This window comes from Loktanella sp. S4079 (assembly GCF_000967725.1).
Taxonomy (GTDB): domain Bacteria; phylum Pseudomonadota; class Alphaproteobacteria; order Rhodobacterales; family Rhodobacteraceae; genus Yoonia.
Window position 1 is genome coordinate 1 of record NZ_JXYE01000011.1, and the last position, 12738, is coordinate 12738.

A 12738-nucleotide genomic window follows, 5' to 3' on the forward strand; every position below is an offset into this window, starting at 1 on the left:
GCAAACGGTGGGCAATGTGCTGGCACCGGTGTGATCGTCCTCACAAACGCCCTACGCAAAGATGTGAACGAAGAGATCCAAGGACGGCTTCGCAGTGCCAACCTCATAGGTGGCGAAGCGGTACAAATCGCAACTCTGTTACCGCGCAATTTCAGTCAAGCGGAAGCTAGCGAAGTGGGGAGTTATAAGGTCGGAGACATTGTCGTTTCACCTGTGGCGTCAGCTCATACCCCGATGGCAGCAAACGTCCTTTATACAGTGACAGGTGTGTCTGTTGACGACAAAAAACTGAGCCTTGCATCGCCCGATCGGGAAGCCGTTTCTCTCAATCTCGCGTACGGCAGCTCGGAGGCCCGCAAGCTCGCAGTATTCTCCGAGGACAAACAAGACTTCTACGTTGGCGATGCGGTCAAGTTCAAGATCACTGACCGTGAAAATGGTATTTTCAACTCGGCCGAGGGGCACATCAAATCTGTTCAAAACGATACCTTCACGGTCATTACCAAGGACGGCAGTGAGCTGCCCATTCCCACCAACAGCTTGGCTGCTCGAGGCATGCAGTTGGCCTACGCATCCACGGCCCATGACTTCCAAGGAACCACAGTTGATCGTGTTCTGTTGGCGATGTCTTCAGCGGAACAACTCACGACCCAAAAAAGCTTCTACGTTTCACTGTCTCGGATGCGCGATACAATCCATTTGGTGACCGATCACGTCGACAAACTTGCCGCGAAAATTGCTGATCAAACCGGAGAACGGATGAATGCTTTGGAAGCACTCGCCGCTCAACAAGATGCTAAGCGAATTGACGAACAGGCGCCCCCTGAACAACGGATGCCAGTTGACCGGTCGGCACCCGATCAATCCTCTGACAATCCAATCAACGGTCATCAATTACATCCCGATCAGGTCATCGCGGACGTCGCAAACCGTTTGAAAGGTCAAGCTGCGAAAGACCAGTTAAACGCTGACAATGGGAAGCCTGTCAGCCATCCATCAGATCATCCCGACAAGCTGATTTCGGAGATCTCCGAACGCTTGAAAGCGGCATCGAACGGTGACCAAAAATCCCACGATTTTCCACCTGAAACCAACGACCAAAATGGCACCAAAAATGACCGTGAGATGAGCGAAGTAGATCGCGTCATTCGAGACGTTTCGGACCGCCTCAACAAGCGGTCTGACAAGGACCAAAATCGCTCCGAAAAAGACCCCAAAGATCAGGACCAAGAAGACAAGTCGAAAGACGCTCAAATGAGCTTCGCTGACCGCCTGATCGCCAGCATAAACCAAGACCAAAAACAGCGTGACGAACGCTCTCGATAGGAGACCGACAAATGCCCAGCGACACAAAATCCGGCTACCGTATCAAGCTTGGACCGGTTGCCACCGACCTACTCGAACGACTTCCAGAACAAACCCCTGCCGCCCTTGATCTCGAAATTGCACGCCTTCTGCAAACGACTGACCGCGTCGCGCACCTCGAAGCCCAGGCGGTCTCAAACGCCGATACAGTGGCCCGCCTTGTTGAGATCAACAGTGCGTTTTCCGCCGCTCTTGGATCTACATCGACATCCGTTTCAAACCTCACAGATATGATCGATCACCGCACCCGCGAGTTTGAAAAACTGCTCATCCATATCAGCACAATGGTCGGCAGCCACCTTAGCGATGGCGACGAACGCGACCGCCTCCACGCCCGCTTACAAGACATCGAGAAGGATCTTGGCACACAGCCCTTTCATCGCTCGTCCGTGATCAGAACAAGTCACGACATACGCAGGTCCAAAACGCCATTGGCCGCGCAGAGGAAGAACGACTGACCATCGCCGAACAAGATTCGACACTGACAAAATCCCAACCTGAACGCGCAGGAATGGAGCGATAAGATGACCCGTCAGCTCTTCAAGAAGCCTTTAATTCCGTGCCATATCGTGCCACATGACGTGCCACGGCGTGCCACAGCCGTGGCACAGCGTGGCAGCCAAACCAGTAGGTTACTGAAAACAAACAACAAAAGTATGGTCGTACAGTGGAAATCACCGTTTTTGACCATGAAACCCCTTATTTTATTGAGCGAAACGCCCCTGCAGCTTCAGCTGCGTCAGGTGTGTCATTCTGATCGGTCATCGAGACCGAAACCCCAACTGCTCCTCAGACTCATTCGCAACTGGGTCGGGCATGCTTCCAAAATCGCGCAACGGTTTGGGATTGCCGCACTGCTGACACTGATCAGCCAAGCAGAAAGTCCGGTGCACGGATATGATTGCGTTCATCATGGCGCAACGATCCGCCCGCCCAAACGGCCCAGCCAAATGACAATCGCCGAAATCCAAACATGGGTACGCACCACACCGGGTCAGCCTCACGCTATCGGTCGCAACCAGATCATCCCCGACACCTTCAACCGCGTTGTGCGCGCTTTGGGTCTCTCCGGTAGCACTCTCTATGATCGCCGGACACAAGATCTGATGGGACGCTTTCTGGTCGAAGAGGCCGGCTATTCCGATTTCATCAGTGGTCGGATCACCCGCGATAAATTCATGGATCAGCTGGCCGCGGTTTGGGCTGGTTTACCACTGGCAAATGGCCGGTCTCATTATCACGGATATGCCGGTAATCGCGCCACGATTACACGGGCGGAATACACCTCGGCAATGGCAGCAATTTTCCCCGTCCGGAGGGCGTCAAATTGATCGATTTTTTTGCCATCATTTTCGGGGTAATTCTGACCTTTCTGATCGTCGTCGTGATCCATGAGCTGGGCCACTTTTTCGCCGCCCGTTTGGTCGGGGTGAAACCAGAGATTTTCAGTGTCGGATTTGGCAAGCCGATCTGGTCGCGCAAAGATCGCCATGGGATCATCTGGCAAGTCTCACGCATCCCGGCGGGTGGCTTTGTCCGCTTCGTTGGTGATGAGAATGCGGCGTCCCTTTCATCGATGGCCGATGGCCCTGTCGTCGCCGGTTCGCTCAAAGCTGCGTCAAAACCGGCGCAGGCATTTGTCGCTATCGCCGGACCTTTTGCAAACGTCATTTTCACTGTCGCGGCCCTCTCCATTCTTCCTCTGATTTCCGGCGTCACCGCCTACCCGTGGACAGTCTCAAGTGTCATCGCTTCATCTGATGAGACGGGTCTTCGCGTTGGCGACAAAGTCGTCTCTGTGGGTGGTGAAGTAATCACATCGCAGGACACGCTAGGATCACTTCTCAGTCGCTTGCCGTCCACTTCCGAACTCACCTACCAGATCGAACGCGACGGCGTTCTGAGCGAAGAAATTGCACCCCGACCTGACCTACCTTTGATTGGGACAGTTGGGCCACAATCACCTGCGGCAGATGCTGGCCTGCAGACCGGAGATTTAATCACAAGCATCGATGCCGAAATGGTCCACGCTTGGTCAGATCTTCAGCGGATCGTCTCCGCGTCTGAGGGGGTTCCGATGACCTTCGTATTTGATCGAAACGGTTCGACAATGACGGCAGAGATCGCACCGCGCCGATCCGACGGTCGATGGTTGATTGGCGTCGGTGGTCTTCAACTATTCACGCTCACGTCGGAACGTCCCAGCCTTGTTGATGCCTTCCAATCTGGCGTCTCCCGATCTTGGGGATTGCTGTCCAATCTGGTCACCGGTCTGGCCGGGTCACTGACCGGCCAAAACGATAGTTGCGATTTAGATGGACCTATCCAAATCGCAACAGTAGCGGGTCAAGCCATTCAGCTCGGCCCTGAAACATTCCTCTTGTTTTTGGCGGTCATCTCACTCGGGCTTGGCGTTCTCAATCTCCTGCCAGTTCCGATCCTCGATGGTGGTCATCTGATGCTTCTTGGCTACGAGGGTGCGACTGGTCGAGCTCTTGGCAAGAAGATGCAAGCTGTCCTGTTCATCGGTGGTGTGACAGTGATCGTCTTCTTGATGCTCACCGCGACAGTGAACGATCTGACGTGTTAGCTGTCGTGACACCCCAGAATGTCGCCAACCTATTGTTGGATGCCATCGATGTCTGGCGCGCATGGTGTTTCACCGGAGTGCTGTTTCACATGATCAAAGTCGATTCTGAACGCTGCATGCTTTGGGTCATCATCACCGTCGCATCGGTTCCCGCTGGAGCGCTCCTGTTGTTCCTCATGCGTTTGGTCGGCCTCCCACTCCCCTGACACCTCTCAACCTTCTTCTTCGGCCAAGCGGCAGATCAGACTGCTCGCGCCGCAATCGACTGCCGGGCCACCGAATGCAACATCCACACGACTGTGTGAGTGCGCGTAGCGCGCTTCAGACTTTCGACACGCGAAGCCGAGAAAGTCTGGCCGTAAGGCTTTGCGACGCCTGTTTTTGTTTTCAAAGGGTCCATTTGGACGCCAGGCGAAGGGATCGTTACCCCTTGTGGGCCGAGACACCTTTGGTGGCTCGGGTTGAGCGCAGCGAAACTAGAGCCCGCTCAGCTTCAGCTGATCGCCCCAAACGGTGCTGCCCTATATTTTAGAAATGACGCTCAACATCCATTCTTTGGTGAAGGATTCTAACGACTGTGATCCCAGTGTCGGCTCTTTGAAAGAACACGAAGTGCTGCCCAACGGCGTATTTTTCGTATCCGTCCCGCACCGTGACACGACGGCCCTGGCTTATACCTTCAGCCAGCCGTTCAATTGCATCGATAATGTCATCGTAATAGCTGCTTGCTTGGTTTTGCGACCATCGACTGACCGTGTAATTCCATATGTCGACGAGATCTTTTTCTGCGCGTGGCGCGAGCCTATACTTAGGCATCTCAGTTGGCGTGTTGATTAAGCAGCGCTGCTTTGAAAGCCTGTCGATCGAATTCGCGCGGCTCACCAGACTTCTCACCTTCAATCAGCGCGTCTTGCAGCGCCTTCACTTTGGCCTCATGTTCTTCGAGCAACCGCAGTCCGGCGCGCACGACATCGCTGGCAGATCCGTAACGACCGGTTTGGACTTGGTCATTGATGAATGTTGCGAAGTGATCGCCAAGTGACATGGATGTGTTTTTCGGCATTGGTTTGGTCTCCTTACGTCAAAGATATACCACAAATTGGTACTTTTCAATATTTAGCCGCTATCTGAGTGCCCACAGACCGCACCGCGGTCTTCGGGAGCCTATAGGGCTCCCGGTGCCTGTTCAGGCACATTGTGAGGCGATGCGGCTGTTGATGATGGTAGAGAGGGAAGGCCTAAAGCCTTCCCCGCTCGGGCGACGATTATTCTTCGTCGCCGTCGCGCTCCTTTGGTGGAAAGATGACCATTTTGCCGTTGGTTGGGGTTGCGAAGAGCTCGATGGTCATGATTGCTCTGGAGTCCTCTTTTGTGGGGAAAGCGACCCCGCTGCGGTTGAAACGCGTGACGCCGTCGTTGCCTTCGACTGGTGTTGTGACGTTGTAGAATTTCTTGGACATATCGTGTTCCTTTCGTTTTCGATGCATATCTGAAAGGGCCCCGACCGGGTCGGGGAAAGTTGTGCTTGAAGGCACCCGCGTGCCGCCATCTGGCCCAGGGGCCATAGATTGCATCTCTAAGAAAACGGAAGGGACACGATATGTTCGATTGGCAGTCTACGTCACGCCCTGTCGATGGTCGCTGACCGCACTTCAACCGCATCGTTTGAGCAGGTTTCAAATGGGCACCAGAGCAATCATGACCATCACCCGCAACATGATCAGACGGAAATGGTCAATCGAACAAGCCAAGTTGCGTTGCGGGGACATAATCGTTGTTTTTGCCAAGCGTCTGAAGCCGTTTTGCGCGTTCTGCCTGTCTCTCAGCATTGCGCATTTCCTCAGCTTCGGCCTGTTCCCTTGCAGCAGCGCGTTGTTTTGCAAAAGGATCACCATTTGCCGCGTAGAACACTGATGCCCCGGCAGTCAAACTGGTTGTGAAGTTTTCCAATGTGAGCGCGTTGCCGTTGATGACCTTGCCCGCCACACCGCGCGCGTTGATCTGAATATAGGCCATGTGAAACGTCGCCCGCGACAGCTCGATCGCTTCGACCCAAAGATGGGTGTCTGGGCTATATCCGAGGTTTTCGACAACGTCGGCAACAGCGATGACCATACTGCCCGCACCCGCTGCGGGCTCCTGAACGGTAACAAAACCTTGCTCATCAATCGTTTTGGCAACATCAGATAAGGTCAATTCGGCCATGCAGCGCGAGATGTCATAGGGTGTAAAGAACTGCCCAAGTTTGGCATCCAAGACCTCCAGCTCGCCGGCCACCGACCCAAGGAAGTCGATGCCCCCATGGTTCAGTGCTTCAATGGTGATGCCCAATAGCTCAGGCATACGACGTATATCATCTTTGTTCCGATATCGCGCCACCACCTCCATATATTGCCGCTCGAGGGCCTCTCTTTGCTGCTCCGAAGGGCTGGCGGCTTTCGCGAGTGCGCAATAGGCAAGCTCGCAAAAGTCACCAAAGATCTCCCGTCGCGATTTCGACCGGTCGATACTATCGATCGCCTTGGTGAAAGCCTTAATATGCCCCTCGCTCATGCGTTTGACTCTCGCAGGGCGCGGATGACCATATTTGCGCTGTGCCGGGCCGCGTTTGTCAGCTGTCGCTGCCATGCGTTCTGCGAAGGTGCCCAGCGGAAAGCATGGTCTTTGAGGATCTGGCGGGTGGATGCATCCGGCTTTCCCTCAAAGATGGATTGCAGCCGGTTGATCTCAACGTTTTCGACAACATCGCAAATCCCGGCAAAGACATGGCGTTTTGTCTCTTGCTCGGCTGCTTTTTCGAGTTCAGCAATCCGGTCTTTGAGGCGCTTGATCTTTGCGTTGTTGTTTTGCAGCGAATAGCTGGGGAAGCCGGGCTGAATGCGCTGATCGGGATCAATCAACCGACGCGCAACCGCCTCATCGAAATGGCTGGCGATGTCGGACATTGCCGACAGATAGGCATCGGTATCAGGGCCGGTGCTGTCTCGGTTGACGTCTAATCGGCGATATGTGCGGATGATCTTGTTCGCAGCCTTCATGTTCTCTTGACTCAATTCAAGATCAGCGACACGCGCCTTGAGTTTCTCAATCGCCTCGGGATCATCGCTGCTAATGCCCCCCTGCCCGACCGCATCTGCTTTTGTTCGTAGATCTTCAGCGCGTTTGCTGTGGCTCACGCAGCGATCCATGGCGCGATGCGCCCGTTCAATCGCTTTGCGGTGTCGCCGTTCACTGTGATGTCCGACCAAAATGGGCTGTCCGAATGGGATGCCTGTGGCGTTTTCGCTCATGTCGGAGGCGTTATAGGCTGCTTGAGCCTTGGCATCCTGTTTCTTGGCGGCGTCAAGAAGGCGCTGTTTACGGCGGGCTTGTTTTTGTTCGTAGCTGTTCATTTGGAAGTGTCCTTTCGTGACAAAAAAGGCGTCACGCGAGAGCGCAACGCCATGAATTAGCGAGATAATGTTTGTGCTATTGTTGAGCTGATAAGCTGCTCGATCTAATCGAAACTACCGCAGTCCCGGACTATTCTGGAATTGTGAACGGGCCGACACGCGCTCCAGCTTTAGCTTTGCTATAAATCTCTCGGATCAGTTCGTCTTGCCGTTGCTGCGGAACGCCTTGTTCAGTCCAAAGTGCTCTGAGTTCTTTCTCTTTTTCTGACATTGTGCTCTCCGGGCGTTAGTTGTGGGGAGTGTCAGGTACGACCTGCCGACTAGTCGTCGGCTGATGCCGTGGTGGACAACGCAGGCCATTGCTCGGCTTCTTCGACGGCACGCTGAATGCTGCCATCCTCATCATTGAAGACCCCTTGCATCTGATAGACCTGATGCAACAGGTTCGCTAATTGCGCCTTTGCAGAGTGTAACAGCCCCTCAACAGCTGGCGTCGCATCGATCTCATTTTCGACAATCCAGATTGTGTCGTTGAAATCGCCAAGCGCTTTATAGGCATCGCGCCAATTGACAGGGCATGGTTCTGGCCCGAGCCATTCTGCTGCACACCATGCATGTGCGGCAGCATCTGCCGCTGCTTCTGTCGAAAATGGGCGCGCTTGTATTCCATTGCTATCATCGGTGATGACAATCCAGATTTTCATGATCTTTCTCCTTGATCAGTTTCTGAATCATCCGAAGCCGCCTTTCTCTTTGTGGTCGTAACTACTGATTTTCTGCAACGTAGATGCGGTAGGCGCTCTTATCCCAAAGGCCAAATGCAAGATTGTGCTGATCGGCCAGATGACGCAGGTCACATAGGGCGAACATCAGTGCATCCCCTGTGCTTTGAGCATCAGGATAGGCCTGCCCCAAGAGATCTTTCATTTGATCACATTGCCATACGAGGTTTGGGCGCGGCTCTGTATTGCCATATGTCATCGCCTCTGACTGCACATGTTGGATTGTGATGCCACTCATCTGGACGTCATTGTTGCTATCTGCATCCAAGAGCCTGACGATATCGTCATGGATCATATCGGATTGGGCTGACAATGATGCTTCTGCAGGGCAATCGTAGATCATCTGCACTGTCGCCGTGATTTCTTCGCGCATGTTTTTTCTCCTGTGAAATGTGCAACGCGCCGCTCTGCAGTTGCAGGCGGCGCGTTGTGTTTTTTGTTGAGATGATCGGCTCAGTATTCCGAGGGCAGTAAGATCGTCATCACGCGCCGTGGCAGCGCGGTGTCGTCAGATTTTTCTGAACCAGCATCGTAGTTTACGTCGTACAAATCGATCTTGAACCAAACTTTGGTGTCCACGCCGCTCACTTTCACCGTGATTTCACCAAAGTCGTGCAATCCGTAGGGATCGTTGTCGTTTGAGAACGCATTGAACAAGATGATCGCGGATTGAATGTTCATCAACACGAGCGCATCGAAAGCGGCAACACCTTGCGTCATCACGATCTGTCCGGGCACGCGCGGGGTTTGGCCATATGAGCGGCGGAATTCATCGTTCTGTCGAGCGATCTCTGCGTTTATAGTTTCTTGGACGGATGTCATTGGACGCCCCCCTGCCCTGCCGCTTCACAGGCTTTTGTCCCGAAGCGGGGCCAATCTCGGATGAATTTCAGACCCCCGACCGCATCTTCGATCTCTACAGGTTCCCCAATCATTGCTTCCCACTTGCGCAAAAACGTATGGGCATCGCAATCTTCCTCGAGGGCAATAAGTTCGCCACTTAGATCTCGGTATGAATATGGGGTAATATCAGATTCAGCGATGCCGACTGTGCGCAGTTCGGCGGGGGTCACCAGTAGCCAGCCATGACTTGGGTCGCTGATGAAACTGAACCGTTTGCGTGGGCTTTGTGTTTGCTCCATTGGTCTCTCCTTTCGAATGTTGATGGATGCACCAATGAAAAAGGACGCCATGCTTGCGCATGACGCCCTCTGTTGCGGGGTCCGGTCAGGGAGGAATACGGGACCCCTGCCTGAGAGACGCTTATGCAACGTCTTGCAGTGCCTGCTCTGCCAATTTGATGATGTTGAACTGCCCGGGCGCGGCGCCTTCGCCTTGCACGGCATTTGCACGGTGTTGTGAGCCAGTCGGGGCATAGAACGACAGTGAAAGGTAGGCATTCGGGCGTTGTCTCATTGCGGACTGCATTCATACGCCATGACTTGCCGTTTCGGTCCGTCACAGTGATCGAATAATAATCATTTCCCGAATTTACCCCGACCGCTTTCCACATCGAACCAACACGCAGGGCGTTGCCGCGCGGCGTGCGCGCTTCGATGTGATAATCGGGGTGATTGTCTGCTTTTTTGAATGCGTTCGGGATAACGCGCAGACCGGCGATGTCGAACAATACTGTTGCGATGCTGAGCGTGAAGTTCGGTGATTTGGCGATTGGTTTCAATGTTCCGGTGATCATTTTGGCTTCCTTTGGTTGAGGTTGTGACCCGGCATGTTTTGCTGGATCTCTTTTCCGATCCCCATGGGATCGCCCTCGGCGAGGCCGCCTTTCACCTTTAAATCACCGTCCTATCCGCTCCCGCTGCGCGTCGTTCCCGTATGCAACATCAGCCAAAAACGACAGCTTCCCAATCACTGTCGGTTTCGGGTTGCTCGACTTGTTCACAGACATGAACACCGGATGCATGCGTGCGAACATTGAACCAGTCGTTTGGCCACAGGCTCATCGCAACATGTCCGGGGCTTTGCGTTTGTTCGTAGATGGGCAATTCATATCCGTCGTCGGTAATGACCGTTTTTTTGGTCACTGCTCCTGGCACAACAACAAGTTCTTTTGGCATTTTCTGCTCCCCAAAGCTTTTTCGTCAAAATGAATTGCCATGACCTTAACACGGCTTTTCTATATTGGAAGAAGGCTCGCGAGATCGAAAATGACACGCATGATCATGGCCAACCACATCTCCATTCCCCCAAGGTATGCAGCAATAAACACGCTGCAAAACCCCAACCGCGTATGCAGGACGGGCCTGGGATATCTTCTGAGGAAGTACACCGCAGTTCCTGTAAAAAAGACGATAATCCAACCGAACATATTGAACAGCTAGTCCTCAATTACCCTAATGACCAACTGTTTTGAAAATTCATGTAAAACACAATGGGAGCTCGCTGGGGGATAGCGCATCAAGATTCTATGACTGCGCGTCTCGTATCATGATCCATTCGACTTCCGCTGATGGTACAAAGCGCCATTTGCGCAATGGCCCAGCCATGACATTGAGGTAGTACATCTCAAACCCGTACGGAGCGCCACATGGGTGGTGGCCGCGCGGAACGCGGACCACGTCACCATCATGGACAGCCATTGTTTCGTTAAGTTGCAAATCATCCGTGTAGACCCGCTGGATACCGAAGCCGTCTGCGGGATTCAGGCGATGGTAATAAGTTTCCTCAAGGTACGTCACCCGCGGGAAGTCATCTTCGTCGTGGCGGTGGCTGGGGTACGAAGACCAGTTGCCCGCGGGGGTGAAGACTTCGGTGACCAGCAAACTGTCACAGTAATTCTCGTTTTCCATGGCGATATTGTTGATATAGCGCGTATTTGCGCCCACTCCGCGCTGCGTCAACTCAATGCCGTCGGGTCCGATTTTACGCGCAGCATGACCCGATTTTCCTGGGGCTTTGCAGACCGCAATTGTTGCCTCTGTTGTAGTCTCCAGCGACCACTCGCTGTCGTTGGGGACATACAGGCAATGAGGTGGTGTTTTCTCAAATACATTCAAGCGCTCGCCGAGCTCACCCCAATACAAGCTTAATTGCGCCGCCCATATTAGCCACGACCAGCCCCCACAAGAGACTTCGCCGCCAAAATGCAGTTGCTAGAGCAGCCAGAAACGCGATGACCAACATAACAAAGACGGCGAATTCACTCATCGACATTGCTGCGAGCAACTCTCTCTCAGCAGCGAGAAATTCAATCACGAAAGGTTTCGGAACCAATGGCGCAGGAAAAACAACAGCGCTGATTGGGAAAAACAATGCGATCAATAATGTCAAAACAAAACGCCGTTTCCAAGCTGCCAAACAAAACACGACTAAAATGATCGGTCGAATATACCAGCTCAGTTCATTGTGGTGCCGTGCCCAGGCCCAATCCATAAATGCTAATCTCTTACGATTACAGCATTTATCCTATGTCACCTTCTAAAAAGTTCCAGATTAACAAGTGCATAAACTGTATCGTCAACGTTGCTAACATGGACATAATGCCTTAGTTTACTGGTCACTTCCGGCAAAATCGTCATGACAGATGTTTCTCAAAGAACAGGTCCGGATATGGATCGTCGTTGTACCTGTCGATCTCTCTCCAACCCATATTCCGATAAAGGCCGACGGCTTCAAACAAAGCACTGTTGGTATCCAATCTGAGCGCTTCAATTCCGATAGAACGCGCTGCGTCTTCGGCGGTGGTCATGAGGTGGCGCGCCAATCCCAGACCTCGCGCACTAGGCGCGATCCACATCCGTTTGATTTCTGCCAGTGCACCACCATTTCCTTTGACACCAACACAGCCCACAGGCATATCGCCAAGTCTTGCGACAACAAATGTCCCGTGGGGATGCTTCATTTGTGACAGTTCAGGGTCGCCCGATTTCTTCAGTTCAAATTCGAGATCGAGCCGCCTACTCAGTTCCGCCGCGAATGCGGTTAAACATTTGGTGGCAATGTCAGACGCATAATCTACCTCTTCGAAGACTATGTTCTCTCTTGATAGCGCGACGGTGACGATATCCATAGCATCGAGCAAACGCCGCGCATCCTTATGCCGCTCCAAAATGGTGGCTGCCCGTTCATCCGATAACTGTTCGTAAATTTCAAATTCATCTGCGCCCGCCGGCGTGAGCTTGGTAATGCGGCTGCGTCGGTCCTCTGGATTTGGGATTGTCTCGATCAACCCTTCGGCCTCAAGGCTGCGAAGCAATCTGCTGAGAAGACCTGTATCAAGCTTAAGGAAAGCCCGGAGGTCAGATACGTTCTGATATCCAAGACCAATCGCATTTAGAACGCGCGCCGCCCCCAGCGGCCGCCCTCGGTTCAAGAAGGAATCTTCGAGAGCGCCAACCTCAACGGCTACGGAACGACTAAAGTTTCGAACACGGGATATTTTGTCAATCTGCATTTAGCTGACTTTAGTCAGGTAACCTGATTACTCAAGCGTTTTTCTTGCATCGCACCAATATCTTGCATTCATGTGCTACGCAGCATCCATCAGTTTAGCCCCTTAGGTTTTGCCGTTCTTTCCCAGTTTTCTGCTGCGCGCATTCACTAAGCGAGCCAGTTATCCGCGTACCCCGACTGGCTGGTCGCATCCCCA

17 protein-coding genes and 3 pseudogenes are annotated in these 12738 nt (G+C 53.1%); 5 read left to right on the top strand and 15 right to left on the bottom strand.

The window, feature by feature from the left end:
- From TW80_RS16300 to rseP, 4 genes and pseudogenes are all read left to right on the top strand, one after another.
- Positions 1-1326, top strand: a pseudogene (locus TW80_RS16300) (hypothetical protein); the annotation flags it as partial.
- An 11-nt stretch (positions 1327-1337) separates the two neighbouring features.
- The gene (locus tag TW80_RS16305; RefSeq protein WP_045998530.1) at positions 1338-1823 is read left to right on the top strand and encodes a hypothetical protein; all 486 of its coding nucleotides are present in this window, start codon (positions 1338-1340) and stop codon (positions 1821-1823) included.
- 66 nt (positions 1824-1889) lie between these two features.
- A complete protein-coding gene (locus TW80_RS16310; RefSeq protein WP_157033312.1) occupies positions 1890-2696 on the top strand; it encodes a hypothetical protein in 807 nt (268 codons plus the stop codon).
- A complete protein-coding gene (gene rseP, locus TW80_RS16315; protein WP_045998531.1) occupies positions 2693-3955 on the top strand; it encodes an RIP metalloprotease RseP in 1263 nt (420 codons plus the stop codon). The genes TW80_RS16310 and rseP overlap by 4 nt, the downstream gene beginning before the upstream one ends.
- Positions 3956-4483: 528 nt before the next feature.
- On the opposite strand, the gene TW80_RS18560 is transcribed toward rseP, so the two are convergent.
- The 14 genes and pseudogenes from TW80_RS18560 to iolB form a co-directional block, all read right to left on the bottom strand.
- Positions 4484-4771: a type II toxin-antitoxin system RelE/ParE family toxin gene (locus TW80_RS18560; protein ID WP_045998533.1), complete on the bottom strand. Its 288-nt coding sequence runs from the start codon at positions 4769-4771 to the stop codon at positions 4484-4486.
- Between the two features lies 1 nt (position 4772).
- Positions 4773-5018, bottom strand: coding sequence for a type II toxin-antitoxin system ParD family antitoxin (locus TW80_RS16330; RefSeq protein WP_045998534.1), 246 nt, complete (start codon positions 5016-5018; stop codon positions 4773-4775).
- Between the two features lie 202 nt (positions 5019-5220).
- Complete coding sequence (locus tag TW80_RS16335; RefSeq protein ID WP_157033314.1) at positions 5221-5415, bottom strand: hypothetical protein; 195 nt, start codon at positions 5413-5415, stop codon at positions 5221-5223.
- 274 nt (positions 5416-5689) lie between these two features.
- Positions 5690-6583, bottom strand: coding sequence for an N-6 DNA methylase (locus TW80_RS16340; protein WP_157033315.1), 894 nt, complete (start codon positions 6581-6583; stop codon positions 5690-5692).
- A complete protein-coding gene (locus TW80_RS16345; RefSeq protein WP_045998536.1) occupies positions 6505-7347 on the bottom strand; it encodes a DUF3560 domain-containing protein in 843 nt (280 codons plus the stop codon). The genes TW80_RS16340 and TW80_RS16345 overlap by 79 nt, the downstream gene beginning before the upstream one ends.
- Before the next feature lie 130 nt (positions 7348-7477).
- Positions 7478-7618: a hypothetical protein gene (locus TW80_RS18170; RefSeq protein ID WP_157033316.1), complete on the bottom strand. Its 141-nt coding sequence runs from the start codon at positions 7616-7618 to the stop codon at positions 7478-7480.
- A 49-nt stretch (positions 7619-7667) separates the two neighbouring features.
- Positions 7668-8051 (bottom strand): hypothetical protein, encoded by a 384-nt coding sequence (locus TW80_RS16350; protein WP_045998537.1) that lies wholly within the window; start codon positions 8049-8051, stop codon positions 7668-7670.
- A gap of 61 nt (positions 8052-8112) precedes the next feature.
- Entirely contained in the window at positions 8113-8502 is a 390-nt protein-coding gene (locus TW80_RS16355) for a hypothetical protein (protein ID WP_045998538.1), read from the bottom strand.
- 80 nt (positions 8503-8582) lie between these two features.
- A complete protein-coding gene (locus TW80_RS16360; protein ID WP_045998539.1) occupies positions 8583-8951 on the bottom strand; it encodes a DUF3768 domain-containing protein in 369 nt (122 codons plus the stop codon).
- Positions 8948-9271: a hypothetical protein gene (locus TW80_RS16365; RefSeq protein WP_045998540.1), complete on the bottom strand. Its 324-nt coding sequence runs from the start codon at positions 9269-9271 to the stop codon at positions 8948-8950. Before TW80_RS16365 ends, TW80_RS16360 begins: the two co-directional genes overlap by 4 nt.
- Positions 9272-9392: 121 nt before the next feature.
- Positions 9393-9545 (bottom strand): hypothetical protein, encoded by a 153-nt coding sequence (locus tag TW80_RS18430; protein WP_239450576.1) that lies wholly within the window; start codon positions 9543-9545, stop codon positions 9393-9395.
- A gap of 97 nt (positions 9546-9642) precedes the next feature.
- A pseudogene (locus tag TW80_RS18565) lies at positions 9643-9759 on the bottom strand (DUF736 family protein); the annotation flags it as partial.
- A 214-nt stretch (positions 9760-9973) separates the two neighbouring features.
- Positions 9974-10207 (bottom strand): hypothetical protein, encoded by a 234-nt coding sequence (locus tag TW80_RS16370; RefSeq protein ID WP_045998541.1) that lies wholly within the window; start codon positions 10205-10207, stop codon positions 9974-9976.
- A gap of 348 nt (positions 10208-10555) precedes the next feature.
- Positions 10556-11167: pseudogene (gene iolB / locus TW80_RS16380) on the bottom strand (5-deoxy-glucuronate isomerase); the annotation flags it as partial.
- 95 nt (positions 11168-11262) lie between these two features.
- Here iolB and TW80_RS18175 point away from each other — a divergent pair.
- Positions 11263-11571, top strand: coding sequence for a hypothetical protein (locus TW80_RS18175; protein ID WP_157033317.1), 309 nt, complete (start codon positions 11263-11265; stop codon positions 11569-11571).
- A 93-nt stretch (positions 11572-11664) separates the two neighbouring features.
- Here the strand turns inward: TW80_RS18175 and TW80_RS16390 are convergent, their stop codons facing one another.
- Positions 11665-12543: a helix-turn-helix domain-containing GNAT family N-acetyltransferase gene (locus tag TW80_RS16390; protein WP_045998543.1), complete on the bottom strand. Its 879-nt coding sequence runs from the start codon at positions 12541-12543 to the stop codon at positions 11665-11667.
- Between the last annotated feature and the right edge of the window lie 195 nt (positions 12544-12738).